This is a genomic window from Desulfovibrio faecalis (genome assembly GCF_053570625.1).
In genome coordinates this window covers 2,791,637-2,814,885 of record NZ_JBRBQR010000001.1, presented here as the reverse complement: position 1 = coordinate 2,814,885, position 23,249 = coordinate 2,791,637, and the positions used below count along the sequence as shown (strand labels likewise).

Below are 23,249 nucleotides of genomic sequence, written 5' to 3'. Positions count from 1 at the left end.
AAGCAGCACGCCTCAGCGGCGCACCAGTGTAAGGGTGATGTCCAGCGTTCCCCCAAGTTCGGCGGGCGGAGGGGGCAAGCTGCCTGCTCGGCGTATGCCTCGCTGCACATATTTGTCAAGAAGCTTGTCGCCCGTGGGCGATATTACCTTGAAATCTGTGATTTCTCCTTGGGGGGAAATCGTAAGCCTCAGGCGTGTCTGATATTCGCCCGGCTCTGTTTCGGCAGGGATCAGGATAGCGTCGCGAACCTGCCGGGTAGCGTCACGCCGATATTTTACACGATCAACGCCGGATGCGCCAGATGCCGTTGTGCCAGCTGCCGTTGCCCCTGGCGCAGGGGCCCCCGGCGCGGCCACCGTGGCCCGGGCAGAGGGCGTGGGGGCTGCATCGGTTTTTGCCGGGGGTTGTGCTTTTGCCTGAGTCTGAGCCTGAGCCGACGCTGCCGCTAATGCGGCCTCCATGTCCGGGTCACCATAGGTGGGCAGATTGTCCACCTGCCGGGCTGGCTTTTCTTTTGCCGCAGGGGCAGCCTGTTCTCCAGCGGTGGGGCTGCTCCTGCCGATAAGCTGCGTGGCCGGTGCGTTGTCAGCCTGAGCCGTGGCCGGAGCCTTTGCGCCCTTTTTCTTGCTTTCAGCATTCGCCTTGGGGGCCGATGCAGGGGCCACCGGCGCGGCCCTTACTTCCGGCGCGTCCTTGCCGTTGGCCCTGGCAATGGCTTCGGCTCTTTCTCGGGCGCGGTCTTCAGCTGCTTCGGCTCTTGTGTCGCCAAGCGCGGCTTCGGCCTTGTTTCTGGCCTTGACCTCGGCCCGCAGCGCTTCTTCCGAACTGAGGGTTTCCGCCTTGGGCTTGCCCTTGGGGGTGCCGTTCCAGAATGTCAGGTGCACGTCCATGGGCGCGCCGTAAGGCGGTGTTCCAAAAGAACCAACCTGCCGCACCGCACCGCATACAGAACTGTCAAAAGCCTCCAGACCCGAGGATTTGACTGGTTTGCAGTCTTCAACCTGCCCACGCCCGTTAACTGTGACCTTGAGGCGCACCCTGAAATCGCTTTTAAGCGCCGGGGGCGGGGCCCATATCTCAATAATTTTGTCCAGCATGTTTCCGGCATAGGTGCTTTGATCCGCACTGGCGGCAGAAGCGGCAAAAGCCCCGATCGCCGTGACGTAAAAGAACGTCACGGCGATGAGGCTTGAGCATATGCAAAGACTGCTGAGGTTCGTGCGCGGTTGGGAAGGCATATATCCTCCTGAATGCGCGCGTTACCAATTGCGCGTTTAGGTGGCCGCCTTAGCGGCCCATGAGTTCGTCAAGCGTAAACACCAGATCAAGGTCACCGTAGTCCGCTGAAGGCGGAGGCGGGAACTGGCCGCTATTGGCAGTGCGCACAATGGCGCTTGCTGCGGAGGCGTCAAACTGCGCGTTGCCCGAGCTGTGTGTGACTACGGGATTCTGCAACAGCTTTCCCTGCGCGTCTACCTTGACGTTGATGATGCAGCGCAGGTTCAGGCGGCTGGCCGAGGTAAAGCCCCAGTTGGGCCGTACTGCCAGCATGACCTGTCCCATGTACACATCGCCAAGGCCGCCGCCGCCAGGGCCGGCGCCTTCGCCGCCACCGCCGCCCCTGTTGCCGCCTGCGCGGCGCTGGGCCTGGGCGAGAGCCTGCTCCACGGCATTGCCTCTGTCGCCGGAATCAGCCCGCGAGCTGGCTTTGCGCGCCTGTTGCAAGGCTGCTGCCACAGGGTCAACGTTGGACTTGGCGTCCTTGGATTCCTTGGCGTCCTTCTTGGCGTCCGCCTTGGGAGGCTCCGGCTTCTTCTGATCCTTGGGAGCTTCCTTCTGCGGTTCTTCCTTGGGCTTGGGCTTGTCTTCTTTTTTCTGCGCGATGGGTTTAGCTTCTTCCTTGGGTTCCGGCTTGGGCTGCGGTTTCGGCTCGGGCTTGGGCTCGGGCTTTTTCACAGCCGCTGCATCCTGCTTGGGCTGCGGCGGAACAGGTTTGGGCTCTTTGACTTCAACGCGCTCGGGCGCGGCCACTTCCGCCTTGGGGGCGGGCGGCGTAGGCGCAAGGGGGCCATCGCCGGGCTGCCCCATATGCCCGAGAATGGGCGAGGGGGTGCGGTTGCCGCCTGTGGCGCCCTCGACCAGACTGATCATGACTGGAGGCGTGTCCAGCTTGATGGGCGGGCTGCTGGGCCAGAACCATATCAGCAAAAATATGGCTGCGTGCAGGCAGAATGAAAGAACGTATGAGGCCAGGCGCATAGAGCAATCCTATTTTCGGGCGCGTGCGGGCTTGCCGCCCTTGGGCGAGGCATCATCGGGCTGTTCGGCGATCACGCCGAGCTTTTCGATGCCTACGGCCTTGATGTGACCCATGACTTCCACAACGGTGCCGTAAGGCACTGCCTTGTCGGCCTGCAGAAAGAGCGTCTTGTTCTTTTCCTTGACCAGACGCTGCAAGTACCCCTCAAGGTCTTCCATGGTGTCCACGGGGTACTCGTCAAGGTACATCTTGCCGTCATTGCGCACGGTCAACACCATGTGGTCGGCCTCGGTAGAAAGCACTTCCACCTGCTTGGTCTGCGGCAGATCCACGTCCAGCCCCTGACTCATCATGGGGGTAGCCACCATGAAGATGATCAGCAGCACCAACATGACGTCCACAAAGGGCGTGACGTTGATGTCCGAAACAAACTTGTTGCCGCCGCCAACACTAGCGCCCATGCTACATCTCCGTTGCGCCCGTGCGCTGCACGGGGCGGTGGGCGTTGATTTCGCGCTGGACGCGGTTGAGGAACACGCCGGCAAAGTTCACCAGCAGCGTATCAACCTGCGAAAGCTTGCCCATGAAGATATTGAAGCCGATGGTGGCCGGAACGGCCACAGCCAGGCCGATGGCCGTGGCAACCAGAGCTTCCGAAATACCGGGGGCAACGGTGGCCAGGGAGGCCGACTTGAGCATGCCGATGGAGTGGAAGGAGCTCATGATGCCCCAGACCGTGCCAAACAGGCCGATAAAGGGGGCCGTGTTGGCGCAGGTGGCCAGAATAGACAGCGAGCTTTGCAGCCGGGCCAGTTCCGTGCCCACACCCTGACGCAGTGCGCGGCGAACGTTGTCGACCACCACTTCACTGCTGTTGCCAAGTTCTTTAGAACGGTTGAATTCAAGAACGCCCTGGTGGGCGATGTAGTACAGCGGGGAAGTTGGGTCGGAACCCAAGGACTGCACGGCTTCGCGCAGATTGGCCGCCTTCTCGAACCTTTCCGTGCCGCTGAGAGCCTTTTTGTTAGCTGCGCTCAAGCCGATGAATTTCTGGATCATCAGCCCCCAGCTCCCAATGGACATCATGACCAGAAACGCCAGCACCGCCTTGGCCACCAGGCTTGCCTGGGCGATCATCGAAAAAAAACTGAATTCCATGAGGTTCTCCATATCTGCGCAACAACTGTGGTCTGTTTCAGTGCGCCGCAAAAAATGCCAGCACGGCAGACGCAAAGATGCGCCAACCGTCACGGCGGAGCTGCGGAATCCCGCAAGGACTCTGCTGCGCAGCATGCTACGACTGAGGTAAACTTTCAAGAAATTTTTTAGAATCCCCTTGCGGCTCCTTAGGGCCAGGGAATTTTAGGTGTCACTGCAATCTTGTTTGGCGGGGTTTGAAACAGATGCGGCAATCTTATCTAAAATTCAATTTTATACGCACGTCTGTTTGTTGTTGAAATTGAACTCATTTGATGTATACTAAGGCGCGATAGTTACGCCTTATGGTTCTTTATTCTGTAAACAGTATATGTAAAAATAGTTATTATTCTGCAGGAGCTGAATAAAAATATCTTTGAAATAATGCCTGTTTTGTCGTTTTGCGTAAAATTATCTTTTTCCATGAAGTGTTGCCAATGCCGTCTTCTGCGGTGTATGTAATCCGGGTCGAAGTAATTTTTAACGGTAACGGAACCATTCCGTCTGTAAATATATGAAACGCATTCCTGAACTGGGCCTCGTGTTTCTTGTTGTTGGTGCGCTTGCTGGGCCTGTGGGCAGCAACGCCGCGTTTGCCGATTCTTCTGTTGCAGCGCGCCCCTCGGGCAGCGCCGCCGTGCCCGTTTTTAGCGGAAGAACCTTGCCTTCGGGCAAGGACAATGCTTTGCCTTCCGGGGCAGTTTCCATGCCCGATGCTGTGGATCGCGCTTTGCGGCATAATCCGAGCCTTGGTTCGCAAGAGGCGCAGGGGCAGTCTTCTGAAGAGGCGCGCAAATCTGCGCGCGGGGCTTTTGGGCCCAAGCTTGGCACAACGTATTCCGCCTCCAAGCAGGAAAGAAAAACATCGCCCGCCTTGCCCAGCAGTAGCAGACCAGCGGAAAAAGGCACCTACACTTGGGCCGTTGAAATTTCTCAGCCCGTGTTTCAAGGGTTTCAGCTCCTGGCCAATTATCAGAAAGCGGCCCTTCAGGCTGACAGCGATAAAGCCTCTGTGCGTAATGCCGAACTGTCCATGACAGAAAACGTTCAGACCCAGTTTCTGAATTATCTGCGGTACGAAGAAAGCGTGCGCAGCCAGCGCGATGCTCTGGCCCGGTTGCAGGATCAGCTGCGCATCACCACTGCCTTTTTTGGTGTGGGGCTTCGCCCCCGGCTGGATGTGCTCCAGGCAGAGGTGGACGTGCGTCAGGCCGAGAATACCTTGATTCAGGTCGAAAACAGCCGCGACACGAGCCTTGCCAAGCTGAATACTCTGCTGGGGCTGCCCGCCACGGCCAAGATCAAGTTTACCGGCACGCTTGCCCATGTGCCCTTTACCCGTTCACTGGAGCAGTGCCTTGAAGCGGCCTACCGCCAGCGGCCCGATCTCTACATGGCGGCGCGCTCGGTAGAAATTGCGGGCAAATCGCAGCAGGCCGTGCAGAGCGCGTATTATCCGCAGGTGGAAGCCTATTACAATATTTCGCAGAGCGGTAATTCGCTTGATCTGCAGGAAAAGGGCGACCGGGGTTCACGCAGCTCCGTATGGGAAGTGGGCGCCCGTGCCACCTGGGACGTTTTTCAGTGGGGAACCACGTATTATGCCGACAAAGAGGCAGGCTGGCTGGTCACAAAGATGCGCTATGCCGAAGAAGACCTGAAACTCAGCGTTGGCTACGACATCAAGTCGAAACTGCTTGCCGTGCAGGAAGCCGCCAAACGGATAACCGTGGCGGAAAAGGGCGTGGAGCAGTCTACTGAGGCATACAATGTGGCATTGGCTCGTTATCAGGAGCAGGTGGGCACCAACTTTGACGTGCTGGACGCTTCGTCCAAGCTCACCACCGCTCAGGCGACGTTAACAGGAGCAAAAGCCGATTATCTGACCGCTCTGGCGCAATTATATGTGGCCATGGGCGAATTTCACCCTGATCTTATGCGGCGTTGAGCGACGGCACGACCTCAGCCGCGCCGCCCAAAAGCGATTACGAATGAATGAACCTTATTTGAACATTACCCCCCTCGGGGGGCTGGGAGAGATCGGCCTCAACTGCCAGCTGTGGGAAACCTCTGGCGGTGTGGTGATGGTTGATTGCGGCCTCATGTTTCCTGACGACGCCCACCTTGGCGTGGACGTTGTCATTCCGCACTTTGGCGCGGTCAGCGGCATCAAGGACAAGCTGCTCGGCATTGTGCTGACGCACGGGCATGAGGATCACATTGGTGCGCTGCCCTGGATTGTGCCTGAAATCAAGGGAACCCGCATCTATGGCTCACGTTTTACCTTGGCGCTTGTGGAACACAAGCTCAGGGAGCGGGAAATTCTGGATTGGGTGGAGCTGTGCCCCGTTGATATCAATACCGTGCTGCCTCTGGGCGATCTGACCTTCCACTTTTTCCCCGTCTGTCACTCCATTCCCGAAGGCTTTGGTCTGGGAGTAGAAACGCCTGTGGGGCGTGTGGTGCACAGCGGCGATTTCAAGATTGACCCGCATCCCCTCGACACCACAGGTCCCGACCTGAATCTTTTCCGCAACTTTGCCGGGCCGGAAGGCGCGCGGCTGCTGCTTTCGGATTCCACCAACATCGTGCGCGAGGGGCGTTCCCTCACGGAGCGCGAGGTCAAGGACTCGCTGGACAAAATATTTGCCAAGGCCGAAGGGCGTATCGTCATCACGCTCTTTTCCAGCCATATTCAGCGTATTCAGGAAGTTTTTGACCTTGCCCGCGAGCATGGGCGCACGGTGGTCATCAGCGGCAAGTCGCTGGCGAACAATATTGAAATGGCCCGGGATCTTGGCATTGCCAAGTTGCCGCCTTCGTTTTTCAACGCGCACAACGGCGTACCCGACCTGCCGGACGACCAGATTGTGCTGGTGGTGACAGGCGCGCAGGGCGAACCGCTCTCCGCCTTGTCGCGCATGGTGCTTGGCGGCCACAGACAGCTGGAGATCCGCAAGGGCGACACCGTCGTCATGAGTTCGCGCATGATCCCCGGCAATGCCAAGGCTATCTCCCGGTTGATCAACGAAATGTACCGTATCGGCGCGGAAGTGCTGTACGAAAGCGTGCACGCCATCCATGCATCGGGCCACGGCCAGCGCGAAGAACTGCGCGACATGCTTGAAGCCGTGCGGCCCACGCTGTTTGTGCCTGTCCACGGCGAGTACCAGCATTTGGTCAAGCATGGCCGTCTTGCTGTTGAATGCGGCGTGGAGCAGGACAATGTCATCTTGCTGGAAGACGGCCTGCCCCTTACCCTGCTCAAAGATTCCTTCCGTCTGGAACAGCGCGTTCCTGTAGAGTGTACGCTCGTGGACGGCAAGGGCGTGGGCGATGTGGGCTATGCCGTGCTTAAGGAGCGCCGCATTCTGGGTGATGAGGGCATGGTCATTGTGGTGCTGGTGGTTGATTCAGAAACCGGCAGTATACTGCACGGTCCGGAAATGATCTCCAAAGGCTTTGTGTTCGAGCAGCACTACAGTCATTTGCTGGAAGACGCCAAGTGCCTGGTGCTGGACGAAATTGAAGCGGTCCGCCCCGGTCAGCTTGGACGCTTGCAGGAAGGCATTCGTTCTTCGCTGCGGCGCTTCTTCCGCCGTGTGCTGGAGCGTGACCCCGTGGTCGTGCCCATCATCAGCGAAGTCTAGGGCAAAACTACAGATAACTTTCAGATTATTGCGGGGTTGAGGGATAATCCTCCCCCGTGAATAGCTTCGATACTGCTCCAAAGCCGTTTCCGACTGCCAGTCGGCAACGGCTTTGCTTTTGAGGAAAAGGTAGACTGTAGGCTGTGGTGGGGCAGGACGCGTGTTCGGTACTGCGTCACGAGGATGCGCAAGGAGCATGCACGTTACAGTTTGACATTGCACATAAAAAGCGGCGCGTTTGTCAGGCAAACGCGCCGCTTTACTATCTGTCGCGGCAAGGGCACAGGTTTGTACCGCTATGGGGATTGCGGTCTACATGCCCAGATAGGCAGTGCGCACTTCTTCGCTAGTGAGCAGGTTGGCGGCTGTGTCGTGCATGACTATGCGGCCATTTTCCATAACATATCCGTGGTTGGCGATGCGCAGGGCCTGGTTGGCGTTCTGCTCCACCAGAAAGACAGTGGTGCCGTTGGAATTGACCTTCTGGATGATGGAAAAGATCTGCTGGATGATGATGGGGGCGAGGCCCAGTGAAGGCTCGTCCAGCAACAGCAGCTTGGGGCGGCCCATGAGGGCGCGGCTGATGGCAAGCATCTGCTGTTCACCGCCGGAAAGCGTCCCGCCCGCCTGCTTGCGGCGCTCGGACAAAATGGGAAAAAGGCTGAACACGTAGTCCAGATCGTCCTTTACGCCTGCCGGATCACGCCGCAAAAATGCGCCGAGGTCGAGATTTTCGCTGACGCTCAGATCAGGGAAAATCAGGCGGCCTTCCGGTACCTGCGAAATACCCAAGGTCACAATTTCGTGCGGGGGCAACTGATGAATGGGCTTGCCGTACCAGAGTATCTCGCCTTTTCTGGGGCGGTTGATGCCGCAGATGGTCATGAGCGTGGTGGACTTGCCCGCGCCGTTGGCCCCGATCAGGGTGACAATTTCGCCTTCTTCAATATTCAGCGAAATATCGCGCAGGGCCTGAATGTTGCCGTAATAGGTGTCTACGTTACGCAGCTCAAGCATCGCTTTCTCCCAGATAGGCCTTGATGACGCGGGGGTTGGTGCGGATTTCAGCGGGGGTGCCTGTGGCGATGCAGGAGCCGTATTCCATGACGTAGATGCGGTCGGAAAGCGACATGACCATGCCCATATCGTGCTCGATAAGCAGGATGGAGAGCTGCTGGTTGTCGCGGATGGAGCAGACCAGCTCCTTGAGTTCGTTGGTTTCCTGGGGGTTCATGCCCGCTGCGGGTTCGTCCAGCAGCAGCATGCGCGGCTCGGTCGCCATGGCGCGGGCGATTTCAAGCCGCCTCTGCGCGCCGTAGGGCAGGTTGTTGGCCGTTTCATTCCAGAACTCCTGAAGTTTCACCAGTTCCAGAAGTTCATAGCTGCGGTCAATGCAGTCCTGCTCTTCACGACGGGTGCGGCCATCGCGCACGATCGCGCCAAAAATGCCCGCCTTGGTGCGGCAGTGGCGGCCGATCATCACGTTTTCAAGCACGGTCATTTCGCTGAAAAGGCGAATGTTCTGGAACGTGCGGGCCATGCCCATGGCCGTGATGAGGTGGGGCTTTTTGCCGTTAAGCAGTTGCTTGTCGCCCGAGGCGTCGTGCAGAAACATCTGCCCCTCTGTGGGGGTGTAGATGCCGGTCACGCAGTTGAAAAACGTGGTCTTGCCCGCGCCATTGGGGCCGATAAGGGCAACAATCTCGCCGCTGTTCACGGTGAGCGAAAGCTCATTAAGCGCGCGGAGTCCGCCAAAATCCTGAGAAAGATCCTTTACTTCCAGCACCGGTTTCATCAGCGGCCTCCTTCAGCACCGTGCAGGTTGCTGATGCGGTAGCGGCGTCGTTCGCCGCTGATGAGGCCCTGTGGCCGGAAGAGCATCATAATCACCATGATCGCTCCGAAAAGCAGCATGCGGTAGTCAGAGAAAGCCCGCAGATATTCCGGGGCAAGAATGAGAATCAGCGCTGCAATGACCACGCCCGCAATGGAACCCATACCGCCCAGCACCACCATGGAAAGAATCATGGCTGATTCCATGAAGGTGAAGCTGGAGGGATTGATATAGGTGGTCTTGGCGGCAAAGATTACCCCGGCAAAGCCAGCCCAGCAGGAGCCGAGCGCAAAGGCCGAAAGCTTCACCCGCGTGATGTCCACGCCCATGGCCTCGCAGGCTATTTCGTCTTCCCGCAGGGCTTGCAGGGCCAGCCCCACGCGCGAATTCTTGAGCCGGGTGATAACCACAATGGTAACCACCACTGCGGCCAGCACCAGATAGTAGATGTAGGTGGTGGACTGGGTGATGTCCATGTTCATGCCAAAAAAGGCAGGGCGGGGAATATCGCTGACGCCGCGCGGGCCGCCGGTGACGGTGTTCCAGTTTTGCAGCGTGAGGCGCACGATTTCGCCAAAACCCAGGGTCACGATGGCGAGGTAGTCGCCACGCAGCCGCAGCACGGGAAAGCCCAGACCCAGGCCGAAAAGGACTGTAAGGAAACCGCCAATGGGCAGGCAGGTCCAGAAACCCAGGCCGAAGTACTGGTGCAGCAGGCCGTACGTGTACGCGCCAATGGCGTAAAAAGCCACGTAGCCAAGCACAAGCTGGCCCGCCAGCCCCACGACGATGTTCAGGCCCAGCGCGAGCATGACATACAGCAGAGCGGAGATCATGATGTTGGTCTGATAGAAGGAACTGACCAGAGGCATGCCGATGAGCACAACGGCCAGCGCGGCAAGCCCGCCAAGGCGGAGGCCAGCGCGATTTCTGAATGCTTCGATGATCTCTGCCAGGTTGAGGCATTTGGGCAGGGTGATGATCTTCATGCCCGATGCCTTGCGGCTGAAGCACCAGTCCCAGATAAGGGCAAGTACAAATATGCCTGCGCCCAGAGCGAAGATACGGTCAAAACGCCAAACAACGGTTTTTGCCGCCACGTTCAGCTTGATGCCCAGCACCGGCAGGGTGAGGAGCATGAACCACAGGGCGGCGATGGCGGCTTTAAGTATGCGCTGCATGGCTACACCTTCTGCACTGTGGCTTTGCCCAAGATACCGTCGGGCCTGAAAATGAGAATAAGGATAAGAATGCCGAAGGCCAGCATGTCTTCGTAGTTGCCGGAAAAATAGCCCGTGGTGAAGCTTTCGGCCAGGCCAAGCACAAGCCCGCCCACCATTGCGCCGGGGATGGAGCCGATGCCGCCGAGCACTGCGGCGGTAAAGGCCTTAAGCCCAGCCAGAAAACCGATGCCAAAGTTGACCTGCCCCATGTGCGAGGCAATAAGCACGCCGCCAAGGGCCGCCAGGGCGGAACCGATGATGAACGTGAGGGAGATGATGCGGTCGGCATTGATGCCAAGCAATAGAGCCATCTTGCGGTTTTGGGCCGTGGCGCGCATGGCTTTTCCCATGCGGGTGTAGCGGATAAAGAGAGAGAGAGAAACCATGGCAAAGGTGCTGACCATCAGAATGAGAAAGTCGCTGGCACCCATGACGTAGTCGATGTGCTCAAGAAAATTCATTTCTGGCAGCAGGTTCGGGAAGGGCACAAAGTCGGACGTCTGCGCAAGCAGCACATAGTTTTGCAAAAAGATGGACATACCGATGGCAGAAATAAGCGGCGACAGACGCGGCGCGCCACGCAGGGGCTTGTAGGCGACCTTTTCCAGCGTATAGCCGTAGGCGGAACACCAGACTATGGCCGCAAGAGCCGCCACAATAAGAATGCCGCCAGCAGGGAAGCCGTAGACGCCAAGCGCGCCAGCTATAAGCAGGGCCGTGAATGAGCCCAGCATATACACTTCGCCATGGGCAAAATTGATGAGCCCGATAATGCCGTAAACCAGCGTGTAGCCGAGGGCGATCAGCGCATAAATGCTGCCTCGGGTCAAACCGCCGAAAAAGAGCTCTATAAAAAATTGAATGTCCATGCAAACTCGCGCGCGGTACGGGGGGTGTCCCTGTTCGTTCCGCCTGTCCCGTTAATGCCGTCAGCTTCCGGCGATGCGTGAAAAGCCGGGGCGCGGCCATGGCCGCGCCCCGGTAGACGTTTAGTCCAGGGTAATGCTGTGATTAAGCTCTACGAACTTGCCATCTTTGATCTGGTAGATGGAAAGGCCCATACCGGCGGCATCGCCGGTCTTGCTGAAGGTCAGCTTGCCCAGCGGGGTTTCCACGGGGTTGGTGTGCAGGGCTTCCACAACCTTGGCGGCGTCTGTGGAGCCAGCCTTGGCAATGGCGTTCACCAGAGCCTGGGTAGCGGCGTAGCCGTTGTAGTAGAAGGAACCGGGATCGCTGCCGAACATCTTCACATGGCCTTCGTGGGCATGCTTGTAGGCGGGCAGGTTACTGGTGTCCTTGGGATAGGAGGCGTACACGCCCTCGGCGTCCTTGCCAGCCATCTTGATGAAGGCATCGTCCTTGAGGCCGTCGGGGCCGATCATGGCGGTGGTCACGCGGTCGCGGCGCATCTGCTGCAACAGCTTGGAAGCGGTGGGCTGGTAGCCGCCGAACACGAGGATGTCGGGCTGGGCGCGGCGCAGTTTGCGCACAACAGCGGAGAAGTCCACAGCATCAGGCGTAACGGCTTCGTACAGAACGGTTTCCACGCCAGCCTTTTCAAGGGTTTCGCGGTTGTTGTCCACAAAGCCCTTACCGTAGTCGCCATTGTCATGCAGGTAGGCGACCTTCTTGGCCTTGAGGCCGTTCAGGATAAAGTCGCTGGTCAACTTGGCCTGGGCCTTGTCGTTGGCGATGGTGCGGAAGAAATAGGGGTTGGTACCGCTTTCGGTAAGGTTGGGGGTCGTGGCAGAAGGCGACATGGAGACAATCTTGGCTTCGGTGTACAGCGGCAGGGTAGCCTTGGTCGCGCCGGAGCAGATGTGGCCCATGACCACGTTCACCTTTTCGGAAATAAGCTTGGTGGCCGCGTTGGTGGCCAGTTCGGGCTTGCACTGGTCATCCTGGGCGATCAGTTCAAGCTGACGGCCAAGCACGCCGCCGTTGGCGTTCACTTCGGCAATCACAACCTTGGCGGCGTTCAGGCTGGGAACACCGTAGGAGGCCAGGTCGCCGGAGTGCGCGCCGGCAACGCCGATTTTAATGGGATCCGCAGCCATTGCGGGCGCGGCAATTGCCACGCAGAATGCCATTGCAGCAAGCCAAGTCATACCTTTTTTCATCTCCGCCCTCCGCGAGAAAAGATGTGCGCACAAATGATGCGCCGCTTGTGGATGAAGGCTTTTCTATTGCCTCATTGCGGGCATCCTGTCAATGCGCGCACGGCGCGGCGATTGAAAGGCCGCAGGGCGGCAAGCCGCCGAATGCCTTGCAAAAAAAGATATTCCATTAAAACTCTCTGCTCACTGCGCAATGGCCCCTCGCAGGGCATGCACCCCGCGCTCCATGGACTGCTCCGAAAGGTGCGCATAACCCAGTATCAGTTCGTGCGCGTGCGCGCCGTTGCGGCACAGAGAATGGTGTTCCACCGGTACGGCCCGAACGCCCTGCGCGCGCATGGCCGCGAGTACTCCGTCTGAAAAGCGGATACCGGGAAATCCCGCCACCAGATGCAGCCCGGCAGCCTGCCCGCTGACTGTGAAGTTGTCGCCAAAGTACCGCCGCAGGCATTCCAGCAGGAAGAGCCTTTTGCGTTTATACAGCTTGCACATTTTCCAGATATGCCGCTCAAGCCCGCCGCTTGAGATAAAGGCGGCCAGCGTGCGTTGTGACAGCGCGTCGGTGTGCACATCCGTGTACTGCTTTTCTTCGGCCCATGGGCGCACCATATCCGGGGGTATCACGGCAAAGCCCAGCCTCAGGGCTGGAGCCAGAATCTTGCTGAATGAACCAATATATATGCCCCTGTCGGGCGCAAGCTCGCGCAGGGCGCTGACGGGCGTTCCCTCAAAACGGAATTCGCCATCATAGTCGTCCTCCACCACCATGCAGTCGCGCTGTCGGGCAAAATCCACCAATCCCTGACGCCGCTGCGCTGAGAGGATGCCCCCGGTCGGATACTGGTGCGAAGGGGTCACATAGACAAAGGCGCATCGGCGGGCGGTTTGCTCAGAGATGTTTTGCAGGAGGCTGATGTCCATCCCCTGCGCGTCTGCGGCAATGCCTTCAATAGCGTACCCGGTGCGCGCTATCACTTCCACCAGCCCCCGATGCACTGGGTCTTCCACAATTGCCAGAGCATCCGGGCGGTTGAGCAGGCGCGCCACAAGCCTTAGCCCCTGGGTTGCGCCTGTGGTAATCATAATCTGCTCCGGTGCAGCGCGCAGGCCCCGCATGCGCAGCAGCCATCCGGCAATGGCCTCCTGCAATTCGGCAACGCCTGGCGGTCTGCAATAGCGCAGAGCCGAGGCTGGCAACGTATCACACACCTGCCGATAGAGTCTGCCCCATTCCGCCGTTGGAAAATGCTCCAGAGCCGGAATGCCGGACTGAAAGTTCACAAGCCCTGGCGGGTCGGCGCGGGCATTATCGAGCGCATGATTATCTGCCGTTGTTTTTTGTCCGTACACGTGCGGCTGGGGCCGTATGCCCTGCGCCACGTGCGTTCCGGAGCCGCGCCGCGATTCAAGATAGCCTTCGGCAAGCAACTGATCATAGGCTTCAATGACTGTGCTGCGGGCCACATGCAGATCTTTGCCCAGTTGCCGGGTGGAAGGCAGGCGGTCGCCCGCAGCCAGATGTCCGCGCAAAATCAGCTCCCTGATCTGTGAGCTGATCTGGCGGTTCAATGAAAGCGGGCTATCCGCATCAAGGCTGATCCACATGGCGCACCTATAATTGGTATGGTAAAAAATATCAAAAAGTGGCGCTTATAAAAACCACTTTAACTACGCTAGCCTCTCAAACGTCAGATGACAATACGTGCCGGAAGACGCTCAACATGCCGATGCATTGTGCGGGCATCACAAGGAGAGGAAGTAATGAGCGTGTGTGAAAACAGTGCGCAAGGTACTGCGGCTGCGAGATCTGCTGGGGAAGTGGAACAATCAGCGCAATTGGGGCAAGCGCGCCCCTGGGGAGCATGGATCAGCCTGACCCTTGCCATGAGCATCGCTGGCAGTGCGGTGGTGGCGGGAAAACTGCTGGTGGGCAGCCTGCCTGTGTTTCTTGCTGCGGGCCTTGGCCTTGGGGTCGGGCTGCTGGTGATGCTGCCGCAGTTGTGGCTGCGGAGTGAAAAAGGGGCGCTTGACGGGCGCACCCATGCGACATTGGCCCTCCAGGCATTGTGCGGCATTGCACTGTACCGCATCTGCACCTTTGAAGGGCTTCGCTTCACCAGCGCTGCTTCTGCGGGTTTGATGAGCAGCGCCGCGCCAGCGGTTATCGGTTTGCTGGCTTGGGGCATGCTCCGGGAGAGGCCGCCGCTGCGGCGCATTGCGGGCATTGCTTGCGTGAGTCTGGGCCTGCTCGCCATTAATCTTACGCCCTTTCTAGCAGCGCAGGGTGCCGTGGGTGTGGAAACCACGCCGGCAAGCGGAGGCGAGGCCTGGCGCTCATTGCTGGGCAACGGCCTTGTGCTGGCGGCTGTATTGTGCGAGGCGGCATTTTCCGTACTCAGCAAGGCGCGCTGCTGCCCTATGTCACCCTTGCGGCGTACGACAATCGTATCATTCTACGCCTTCATCATGCTGCTGCCCATGGCTTTGTTTGAGGCTCGAGACTTTGACTTCACCTTCTTGTCTGTCGCAGCAATCTGGGGGCTTGCCTATTATGGCGCAGCGGTTTCCTATCTGTCGTATGTGCTGTGGTTTCGTGGGATTGCTCAGGTGCAGGCCAGTGCCGCCGCTGCCTTTACGGGTTTGGTGCCTCTGAGCGGCGTGGCGCTTTCGTGGTTGGTGCTTGGTGAGCAGATTTTGTGGACACATATTGCAGGTCTGGCCTGCGTGACGGTGGGCATATGGCTTTCGTGCGCAGCAACCAATGCGCCGGATGGCAAGTAGGGCGCGGACAAGCCGCAGCCTGCTCCTGATTTCTGATCGCATTGCCGATGGCAACGCTCATAAATAGAAAAGGGGGCTTGCGCCCCCTTTATCATTCAGATGACAAACCCCGTTGCACGGGTTTTGCGCTGCCAGCGGCGGCAGACCGCCGGGCAGAAAACACAGAAATCAGTCGCTCGTCGGCGCGGGCAAGCCGCAGCCTGCTCCTGATTTCTGATCGCATTGCCGATGGCAACGCTCATAAATAGAAAAGGGGGCTTGCGCCCCCTTTTCTATTTATCCCACGGCTGGGAAACTATTCTTCTTCGCCTTCAAACTTGATGAACCCGGGGTTCACGTTGACCATGGCGTTGACGATGAGTTCCACCAGGCCGCCGTAAGCGAAGTTGTTCTTGGTGTACAGATCGTTGTGTTCCAGCATTTCGCGGATCTGGCCCTTGCAGTTGGAGCAGGGAGCGCAGATGTACTTGCGGGTTTCCGGTCCAAGGCAATCCTTGAAGGCTTCGGCGATCTGCCACATCTTTTTGCGGCCAGAGATGTTGCCGCGCCATTGCTCGATGTTGTTGCGGGTCATGATGGCAAAGCCGGAGCCGCCGCCGCAGCAGTAGTTGTCCACACCGTGGCAGGGCATTTCGCGGAACAAGGGCGCAATCTTGCGCACGATTTCGCGCTGGGGTTCAACAATGCCCATGAGGCGCACGATGTTGCAGGGGTCGTGCAGGGTCACGGGGAAGTTGTTGCGCGAAGGATCAAGCTTCAGGCGGCCCGACATGACGATGTCGTGCAGGGTCACGTAGCAGCTTTCACGCGGCACCTGATATTCAAAGGGAATAACGCGGTCGGCGATAACGGTCAGGGCCTTGTGGGCGTGGCCGCATTCACCGATGACGATCTTTTTCACGCCAAGTTCCTTGGCGGCCATCATGTGCTGCAGGGCAATACGGGCGGTCTGGGCGTCGTCGTAGAACACGCCGTAGTTCACGCCGTCATATGCCAGTGCCTTGCTCGAGAGCGTCCAGGAAAGACCGGCTTCCTGGAAGATCAGCGAGAAGGCGGCGATGTTTTCAGGCCAGGCCATCACTTCGCCAGCGTTGTGCAGCAGCATGATGTCTGCACCCTGCACGTCGAAGGGAGTATGGATGCCCACGCCGGTGATTTCGGTGTAGTCCTCGTCGATGAACTCCACGTTTTCTTTCACCACTTCAGGCGTCATGCCGGTGGAAGACCCGCACTTCATCTGGTTCATGGTGCCTTTTTCGTGCAGTTCGCGGGCGTAGATGCCCATCTCCTGGCTGAAAAGCTTGCGGATTTCGCGGGCCAGCAGGCCGTTGTCCACACCGATGGGGCAGGTCTGCGCGCAGCGACGGCAAAGGTTGCAGCGGTAGGCCAGTTCGCCCAGGCGGGCCACGGTCTTCCAGTTCAGGCCCATGTCGCCGTAGCGCCATTTGGCAAAGGGTTCTTTCTTCACATACTGCTTGTAGATGCGGCGGAAGATTTCAGACCGGAAGTTGGGCCGGTACATCTCGTTCTTGCCCGACATTTCGTACAGATGGCAGGCGTCAGAACAGGAGTTGCACTGGGCGCAGTAGTCCATGCTGGTTTCGAGCATGGGCAGGAAGGTCCAGTTGTTTTCCTTGCTGAACAGCTTGCGCATGCCGTTGAGGAACTTGTTGACCAGTTCCTCTTCTTCTTCCTTGTTCTTGGGCACAGGGATGTTCAGCACGCACACATCGTCAAGGATGCAGGCGGTGTTCTGCTTCTGTTCATCGGTGAAGGGCTTCCAGGGCATGGTGTGCACGTCCAGGGGAAGCTCAGGAATATCCTTGAGGTCAATGCTGACCATCTGCCCTTCGGCAGTGGAAACATCTTTCAATTGCAGATTATCTTTCATTGCGGAACTCCCTAGTCTTCCTTCTTGGGGGCTGCGGGATTTGTGGTGGCCACGTCCACCCAGGTCTTGGGCTGGCCATCGCCATTGATATGATCGGCAGACCACGTGACGTTGAACTTCAGGGCGTCCATGATCTTTTGCTGGTTCTTGGGGCTGAAGTTGGTGGGTTCGTCACCCCAGCGGATGTCGTGGTAGGTGAAGTACTTCATGAAGACGTGGCCCATGTGGGTCATGGGAATCCAGATCAGCAGGAAGAAACCCACCAGCAGGTGCAGGCTGAACAGCACGTTGGTCTGCGGGGCAAAGTGGAACGTGATCAGGTTGTACATGAAGGTGCGGGCCAGCTCGAAGTAGGAAGGAGCGGAAGCCCAGGCAGCCAGGCCCAGCACGCCGAAGAGCACGAAGACGAGCAGGTTGAAGTAATGCTCGGGGGTGCTGTAGCGGCGCAGGCCTTCATCGGCGCGACGGCGCAAAACAAGGCTGACGCCGCCCACAATGATGCACAGCGTGCCAGCAAGAGCACAGGCGCTGATAACGTTGCCGACAAAGATCATCAGACCGCCCTGGGGGTTGAGGCCCAGAACCTGCGCGATGGCGGCAAACAGCACCACGATGGTGCCGCCCATGAGCATGTACATGCCCACATGGAAGGGGTAGGTGCGCACCCAAAGCTTGAGGTTGTGTTCAAAAGTGGCATGCAAGAAAAGCACTTCGGTCAGCAGCGCCTTGACGTCGCCCATGTGAGCGATGTGACGAGGCTTGGTCCACCAGTCCTTTTCTTCCATAAAGCTGCCGCCGTACACCGTCTTGGAGCCTTCGTGAGGCACGGGGTACAGTTCCCAGCGTACGTGCAGGGGGCTGGCTGCAAGATACGATTTGATCTTGAGGTAGGCCATGCAGAAAAAGCCGGCTACCGCCAGATAGCCAAGAATGTAAAAAAGTGTGGTCATGCGTTTACTCCCGTGGGGTCAAGATGCCGCTAGATCGTGGGTTAGTTGCGGCCGGCACAGCCGACACGCTTTCAAGCCCGGCATGCGTCTGCCTGCCTGCAACCTCTCCTTTTAGTGGGCCGACGCCTGAGTCAAATCTGACCGTTGTAATCAGGAATTGATCACAATAGTCGACATAGTCAAGGTGTACGGTGACCCCCCTGATACTCAAAATTACAAAAAATGCAAAGATGTCAGATGGAAACAATACAGTAAACTTAATCAGGATTAACCTAATTTTATTTAACTAAATCAAGTAGATTACACCTATAAAAATTTTTTTTCAAGCAAACTAAAAAATTTTTTTAACAAGCTTGGGATGAAAAATTATATACTTTTTTGGTATGATAAAATTTATCAGTAATATTGAGATAATAAAAAAGGTCGGCGTAGGCCGACCTTTGTGTGTCAAGTGGTATGCTTGTATAAACGGATTCTGCGATTGAAATCGTGCTTCCTACAGGAGAATGTGCGGGTCATGCATGAGATCGCGCAGGGTAATTGACTCAAAAACGCCATCAAGCTTTGCCTGCAGGTTCTCCCAGGCTTTTCGGACTTCACATTCATCAAAGCGCGCGCACTCGCCGGGCTTTTCCATGCAGTTTGTCAGTTCAATGCCGCCTTCCATCAATTTGACAATGCACCCAAATGTGAGTTCTTCGGGCTTGCGCAAAAGCACATGGCCGCCCTTGGCCCCACGGATGCTGCCCGTTATGCCAGCCAGACGCAGCTGGCGCAAAATCTGTTCGCTGAATTGCGAGCTTATGCCAGTTTGTGCAGCCAACTGGCTTGAAGAGACCGGTTTCTCAAGACCGTTTTTTGCCAGAAATAGCAGGATTCTGGCGGCATACCGGGTTTTTGCAGAAAGCTTCATTGCGGGTCCCTCTTGTGTGCAGATTGAATAATTTCCATCTGCCATGACTGCCGGCGTCTCTGCGCCGATGCTGCGGCTAGCTATGACTAATGACGCACAAATCTAACACATTATATTTGCTATGGGCAGTATTTTTTTTTCTTCGTCAAAAGGTTGCGAAACTATTCACATCATTGAAAGCATGACGAAATTTTGCCAATGGCGTTCATTTTGGCAGGCAGGCACCCGCTTGACGCCATAATTATGGTGCGCTAAAAAGTTGAGTAGAACAGTCTAAATTAGACGGATACGGTTTAGAGATAGTTATTGTCTCCTGCAAAATAAGGAATGACTATGCGTATTTCGACAATGGCCTGCCATGCCTTGCACTTGTTATTGTGCCTTTCTGAACAAGATGACGAAATCCCTGCCTCTGCGTCCGAACTTTCGGTCTGCACCGGCATATCTGAAAAGTTTGTTCAAAAAATCATGCGGCTGCTTCAGTCAGAGGGCATTGTCAAAAGCGTTCGTGGCATTGCCGGAGGGCACATGCTGGCGCGCACTCCTGACGAGATAACGCTGGCCGACATAATTATTGCAGTTGAAGGCGGCATTTCCCTGCCTGGTGTCAGCAATGTTGCCCCCAGGGGCAAAACTGCGCTGGACGCTTGGGATATGGTCGCCCGTTCCATGAACAGTTCGCTCGAAGCTGTGACTCTCAGTTCCGTTCGACAGAGTAGTGCTTCAGCGCCCCGGCAAGCCACCCGCCGCAGGGTGGCGCAACCCTCTTCTCCGCTTCTGCCGGAGACCGACTTCGGAGGCACCAATGCAAAAGCATATTCTCTTGGTAGACAGCGATGCCGAAAGCCAAAGCAGACTGTCTCAAACCCTTCAGCAGTGTGATTACCGGGTAAGCACCGCCAGCACCTGTGCTGAAAGCCTGGCCAAGATTGCCAGCGACAGGCCCGACTGTGTTGTTTTTGATGTGGAGCTGGAGGGAACGTCCGGCACCATCATGTACAGTCGTTTGCGCCGCAATGCGAGCACCAGGTCGCTTCCGGCGGTGGTGTGCACATCTGTTGGGCCCCGGCCTGTGAGCTTTGGAACGGGGATTCCCGTTCTTTCAAAAAACTGTTCGAGCGAAGCGCTGCTTGCTACCGTCAGCGCCGCAATGGCATAGCTATCGTATTTGATACTCGCCTGACGGTCGGGCTGGGATAGTACCCGACCGTCAGGGCTGTGGTTCGCTCCGTTATCCGCGCCAGGCAAAAGGACAAATGCTGGCGCGGCAGACGGCGAGTTTTTTCAGGTTCTTTTGGGGAACCCTTGTTTTGTTGGGCCGTCTGCCGCACAGACGGCCCATTTTTTATACTTCGTTGTGGTTGATGTGATCCGGAATAATCATCATATCAACCAGCAGCGGCTTGAGGAACGACCACTTGATGTTGTGTTCCTCGTAGACTTCCATCATATCTCGGATGGCGTCCCAGCAGTTGTGGCAGGGGCTTATGACCAGTTCCGCGCCGGTTGCCTTGATCTGGTCCAGCTTGTTTTTCAGGCCCACGTTGCGTTCTTTGCGGTACAGGCCGATGCCGTTAAGGCCGCCGCCGCCACCGCAGCAGAAGTTGTGGTCGCCCTTGGGGTCCATTTCGCGGAAGTCTTCCGCAATGTAGCTCATGATTTCGCGCGTGGCCTTGCCAAGCCCGTGGCTGCGCACATAGTTGCACGAATCCTGAAGAGTGCAGGGCATTTTGAGCTTTTTGGCAGGATCAATCTTGATCTTGCCTGTACGCAGCATCTCTGCAATCCATTCCACATAGTGCATGAAGCGCACCGGCGGATCACCGCTTTCGCGTCCTGCCCAGTAGGGGCCTTCAACAACTGTTGCACGGTGGGCGTGGCCGCATTCCGTACCCACAACAACCTTGGGCTTGATGCGCTCAATGGCGGCGTAGATGCGTTTGACGTTCTGCGCGCAGCCTTCCCAGTCGCCCGCAAACATGGTGAGAGAGGTGTTTTCCCAGCCTTCGCGCGGCACAGTCCAGTTGGTGTCCGTCACATGAAAGAGAATGGCGGCCTGAGCGATGTCTTCAGGATAGTGCTTCACTTCGCGGGCGTTAAGAATGTACATGACGTCCGCGTTTTCTTTTTCAACAGGAATTTCCAGGTCGGGCCATTCATCCTGTTGCTCTTCGACCATCCATTCGCAGGTTTCAACCCAGTCTTCTTCGGTCACGTCCATCTGCGCCCCGTAAACGCGGTGCATGCCGGAGCCGATTTTCATTTCCCACGGGATGAAGCCGTGCTTGAAGAGAATGCCGCGCAGATAGCTGAACATAACGCCCGTATCAATGCCGTGAGGGCAATAAACGGCGCAACGGTTGCAGCAGGTGCACTTGCCCCAGGCAGCGTCCATACATTTGATCATGAACTCGGCGTCAACCTTGCCTTTACGGCGCAGCAGCTCACCCAGCGTTGCCTGAATCTTGTACGAAGGAATCTGCGTGGGGTCGTTGTTGTTGGTGCGGTAGAAAAAACAGCTGTCCGCGCACATGGCGCAGTGCGCACAGACGCTGAGCCATGTGCGGGTGCGCGATTTGCAGGTTTGCTCCAGGTCGCGGGCCAGGGCTTCCTGGTCGACCTTCATTTCCTTCATCTGGGCATAGTATTGCGCCCCGCCCTTGTCCTTCAGCAGATCAAGGATGCCTTCCTTGGTGGTGACGGGGGTTGGGGTGCACAGCAATTCGGACATGGTTCGCTCCTTTCTGGCGAAAAGATAATTCGTTTGCCCCGATTACCAGGGGAAAGCGCCGCCGCGCGTTGCGCCGCCTCTTTTGATGGCAAAGTCCATGCCGATCTGCGCACGAGACATAAAGAAGAGGACAATGTGCGAAAGCTTGGTGAAGGGGGCCAGCAGAAGAAACAGTTCGCCGCTGAGCACATGGGCTATCATCCACGTCTGGTAGGCGCCGCCGTCAAGGCGCGCCATAAGACCCGTGGCAAAGGGCAGAAAGGTCAAAAGCAGAATAAGCCAATCCTGGCCGCTGTTGAGCTGCCTGAGCGCCGGTGAGGAAAGACGCCGCAAGGCAAGCAGAACAATGCCGGAAAGAGCCATGATGGCAAGCACATCGGCAACGCCGCCTGGAAGCGACGGCAGGCTTATCCCCACATAGGTTTCAAGCAGAACCGTGTGCCCAAGAAGAAACAGCGGTATAAGCACAGCGCCGAAATGCAAAAGAAAGAAAAGGATGGTTGCAACCGGCTGGGCGCGCCAGCCGCTGGTTCCCCCAGGGATAAGCCATTTGAAAATGGAAGCAAGCGCACCGGGGATGGAGCGCTCGGTATGATAGCTGTATGCCACGCGTTCAAGGCGTGCATCCAGGCCGCGCACGTATAAAACCGCGCGTACAAGCAGGCCGACGACAAATACGGCAATTGAAATAATGAAAAGTGGTCCGGTAATGAAATCCAGCATCTGATCTGCCTCCTAACGTATTCTTCGGTGTACCATGAGCCTACTGGCTATTTCTTCTTGCCGGCAAACTCAGATGCGGTGCGTTCGCTGTGGCAGACTCGGCAGTCCACAAGACGCGGGCCCTTGCCAGCTTTGACGTGGCAATCGGTACAGGCTGTGTGCATGTAAGCAACCTGCTTTTTCGCCGGAACCGATGTTACGTCCTTGAGGGTTTCAGACATGCCTGCATCTGTCATGTTGTGGCAGGATGAACAGTCGCCGTTTCTGGCCTCCACTGCGTCCACATGCTTGTCATGGGGAAAAAAGACCTTGGGCATCTCTGGCTTGCTCACGGCGGGCGTGGTAACGGGCACAAGCTCGTTGCCAAACGCCGCGCCGGGCAATGCCGCCAGGCCGCAGATCAATAATAACAGGCAGGGGAGAGTGGTTCTGAATCTGATAAGTTTTTCCCGCATGATGGATCCTTGCTTCCTGACAAAATCCAGATGGTGTTTTCCCGGCTTGAATTGTGCCGGGCACAATTGGGGAAATCCCGCGCACATGCGTCGGGATTTCCCGTTGTCGACATTCGCCTAGTCCTGGGGCTGGCTAAGGGCCTCGGCCGCGCTGCGCATGAAGACGGCGCACTTGTAGGGTTCCCCCTTCATGCAGCGCATGGCAAAAGCCGCCGCCATGTACATGAAGAGGCGCGATTCGTAGTCAAGCCTGGTGGTGTGCAGCCAGTGATCGTGAGGGTTTCCCCCTTCGGCCAGCTTGCGCGCACGTGCCATGTCTTCGGCATACGCATCGCCTGTGAGCTTGGTGAACAGTTCGCAAATTTCATCGGCCAGATAATCGCGTTCTGACAAAGCTGACATAACAACCCCCTGCGTCTTCCGCAGTCGCGCCCCAGTTTATATGAGGCGGTTAAAAAGAGCAATTAATTAATAAAAAACTTGATGTAATTAATCCGTACAAAACTATTCTCATATTAAACAT

The 23,249-nt window shown here is 57.2% G+C and carries 22 protein-coding genes; 5 read left to right on the top strand and 17 right to left on the bottom strand.

Going from position 1 to position 23,249, the window contains the following annotated elements:
• Positions 1-12: 12 nt before the first annotated feature.
• Genes ACUZ79_RS12465 through tolQ form a run of 4 tightly spaced genes read right to left on the bottom strand, consistent with a single transcriptional unit; the run spans position 13 to position 3,419 of the window.
• The gene (locus ACUZ79_RS12465; RefSeq protein WP_449251784.1) at positions 13-1,239 is read right to left on the bottom strand and encodes a TonB family protein; all 1,227 of its coding nucleotides are present in this window, start codon (positions 1,237-1,239) and stop codon (positions 13-15) included.
• A gap of 49 nt (positions 1,240-1,288) precedes the next feature.
• On the bottom strand, positions 1,289-2,260 hold the full coding sequence (gene tolA, locus ACUZ79_RS12460) for a cell envelope integrity protein TolA (RefSeq protein ID WP_240825115.1): 972 nt from the start codon (positions 2,258-2,260) through the stop codon (positions 1,289-1,291).
• Positions 2,261-2,269: 9 nt separating this feature from the next.
• Positions 2,270-2,722, bottom strand: a complete 453-nt coding sequence (locus tag ACUZ79_RS12455) for an ExbD/TolR family protein (protein ID WP_022658281.1) — start codon at positions 2,720-2,722, stop codon at positions 2,270-2,272.
• A 1-nt stretch (position 2,723) separates the two neighbouring features.
• Complete coding sequence (tolQ, locus tag ACUZ79_RS12450; RefSeq protein ID WP_192112869.1) at positions 2,724-3,419, bottom strand: protein TolQ; 696 nt, start codon at positions 3,417-3,419, stop codon at positions 2,724-2,726.
• Between the two features lie 553 nt (positions 3,420-3,972).
• On the opposite strand from tolQ, the gene ACUZ79_RS12445 reads away from it, so the two are divergent.
• Together ACUZ79_RS12445 and ACUZ79_RS12440 are read left to right on the top strand one after the other, a co-directional pair.
• Positions 3,973-5,406, top strand: a complete 1,434-nt coding sequence (locus tag ACUZ79_RS12445; RefSeq protein ID WP_449251783.1) for a TolC family protein — start codon at positions 3,973-3,975, stop codon at positions 5,404-5,406.
• A gap of 43 nt (positions 5,407-5,449) precedes the next feature.
• Entirely contained in the window at positions 5,450-7,108 is a 1,659-nt protein-coding gene (locus tag ACUZ79_RS12440) for a ribonuclease J (RefSeq protein ID WP_449251782.1), read from the top strand.
• 312 nt (positions 7,109-7,420) lie between these two features.
• Here ACUZ79_RS12440 and ACUZ79_RS12435 read toward each other — a convergent pair whose 3' ends face one another.
• The 6 genes from ACUZ79_RS12435 to pdxR form a co-directional block, all read right to left on the bottom strand.
• Positions 7,421-8,125, bottom strand: coding sequence for an ABC transporter ATP-binding protein (locus ACUZ79_RS12435; protein WP_022658285.1), 705 nt, complete (start codon positions 8,123-8,125; stop codon positions 7,421-7,423).
• The gene (locus tag ACUZ79_RS12430; protein WP_324835390.1) at positions 8,118-8,903 is read right to left on the bottom strand and encodes an ABC transporter ATP-binding protein; all 786 of its coding nucleotides are present in this window, start codon (positions 8,901-8,903) and stop codon (positions 8,118-8,120) included. Before ACUZ79_RS12430 ends, ACUZ79_RS12435 begins: the two co-directional genes overlap by 8 nt.
• Positions 8,903-10,123, bottom strand: a complete 1,221-nt coding sequence (locus tag ACUZ79_RS12425; RefSeq protein ID WP_240825112.1) for an ABC transporter permease subunit — start codon at positions 10,121-10,123, stop codon at positions 8,903-8,905. The genes ACUZ79_RS12430 and ACUZ79_RS12425 overlap by 1 nt, the downstream gene beginning before the upstream one ends.
• A gap of 2 nt (positions 10,124-10,125) precedes the next feature.
• A complete protein-coding gene (locus ACUZ79_RS12420) occupies positions 10,126-11,034 on the bottom strand; it encodes an ABC transporter permease subunit (RefSeq protein ID WP_240825111.1) in 909 nt (302 codons plus the stop codon).
• Positions 11,035-11,154: 120 nt separating this feature from the next.
• Complete coding sequence (locus tag ACUZ79_RS12415; protein ID WP_449251781.1) at positions 11,155-12,285, bottom strand: branched-chain amino acid ABC transporter substrate-binding protein; 1,131 nt, start codon at positions 12,283-12,285, stop codon at positions 11,155-11,157.
• 180 nt (positions 12,286-12,465) lie between these two features.
• Positions 12,466-13,887, bottom strand: a complete 1,422-nt coding sequence (gene pdxR, locus ACUZ79_RS12410; protein ID WP_449251780.1) for a MocR-like pyridoxine biosynthesis transcription factor PdxR — start codon at positions 13,885-13,887, stop codon at positions 12,466-12,468.
• A gap of 156 nt (positions 13,888-14,043) precedes the next feature.
• Between pdxR and ACUZ79_RS12405 the strand changes: the two genes are divergently transcribed.
• Positions 14,044-15,063, top strand: coding sequence for a DMT family transporter (locus ACUZ79_RS12405; protein ID WP_449251779.1), 1,020 nt, complete (start codon positions 14,044-14,046; stop codon positions 15,061-15,063).
• A gap of 295 nt (positions 15,064-15,358) precedes the next feature.
• Here ACUZ79_RS12405 and ACUZ79_RS12400 read toward each other — a convergent pair whose 3' ends face one another.
• The 3 genes from ACUZ79_RS12400 to ACUZ79_RS12390 all read right to left on the bottom strand — a co-directional run bounded on the left by ACUZ79_RS12400 (position 15,359) and on the right by ACUZ79_RS12390 (position 18,817).
• Entirely contained in the window at positions 15,359-16,954 is a 1,596-nt protein-coding gene (locus ACUZ79_RS12400) for a (Fe-S)-binding protein (RefSeq protein ID WP_449251778.1), read from the bottom strand.
• 11 nt (positions 16,955-16,965) lie between these two features.
• Positions 16,966-17,904, bottom strand: a complete 939-nt coding sequence (locus ACUZ79_RS12395) for a respiratory nitrate reductase subunit gamma (protein WP_449251777.1) — start codon at positions 17,902-17,904, stop codon at positions 16,966-16,968.
• Between the two features lie 496 nt (positions 17,905-18,400).
• Positions 18,401-18,817, bottom strand: coding sequence for an RrF2 family transcriptional regulator (locus tag ACUZ79_RS12390; RefSeq protein ID WP_449251776.1), 417 nt, complete (start codon positions 18,815-18,817; stop codon positions 18,401-18,403).
• Between the two features lie 333 nt (positions 18,818-19,150).
• Here ACUZ79_RS12390 and ACUZ79_RS12385 point away from each other — a divergent pair, with 333 nt between their 5' ends.
• The gene (locus ACUZ79_RS12385; RefSeq protein ID WP_022658296.1) at positions 19,151-19,699 is read left to right on the top strand and encodes an RrF2 family transcriptional regulator; all 549 of its coding nucleotides are present in this window, start codon (positions 19,151-19,153) and stop codon (positions 19,697-19,699) included.
• Positions 19,623-19,976, top strand: a complete 354-nt coding sequence (locus tag ACUZ79_RS12380) for a response regulator (protein WP_240825102.1) — start codon at positions 19,623-19,625, stop codon at positions 19,974-19,976. The genes ACUZ79_RS12385 and ACUZ79_RS12380 overlap by 77 nt, the downstream gene beginning before the upstream one ends.
• 186 nt (positions 19,977-20,162) lie before the next feature.
• Here the strand turns inward: ACUZ79_RS12380 and hmcF are convergent, their stop codons facing one another.
• The 4 genes from hmcF to ACUZ79_RS12360 form a co-directional block, all read right to left on the bottom strand.
• The gene (hmcF, locus tag ACUZ79_RS12375; RefSeq protein WP_192112877.1) at positions 20,163-21,548 is read right to left on the bottom strand and encodes a sulfate respiration complex iron-sulfur protein HmcF; all 1,386 of its coding nucleotides are present in this window, start codon (positions 21,546-21,548) and stop codon (positions 20,163-20,165) included.
• A gap of 42 nt (positions 21,549-21,590) precedes the next feature.
• Entirely contained in the window at positions 21,591-22,271 is a 681-nt protein-coding gene (hmcE, locus tag ACUZ79_RS12370) for a sulfate respiration complex protein HmcE (RefSeq protein WP_192112878.1), read from the bottom strand.
• A 47-nt stretch (positions 22,272-22,318) separates the two neighbouring features.
• Positions 22,319-22,726: a cytochrome c3 family protein gene (locus ACUZ79_RS12365; RefSeq protein ID WP_240825100.1), complete on the bottom strand. Its 408-nt coding sequence runs from the start codon at positions 22,724-22,726 to the stop codon at positions 22,319-22,321.
• A gap of 117 nt (positions 22,727-22,843) precedes the next feature.
• The gene (locus ACUZ79_RS12360; RefSeq protein ID WP_022658301.1) at positions 22,844-23,128 is read right to left on the bottom strand and encodes a hypothetical protein; all 285 of its coding nucleotides are present in this window, start codon (positions 23,126-23,128) and stop codon (positions 22,844-22,846) included.
• Positions 23,129-23,249 lie beyond the last annotated feature (121 nt).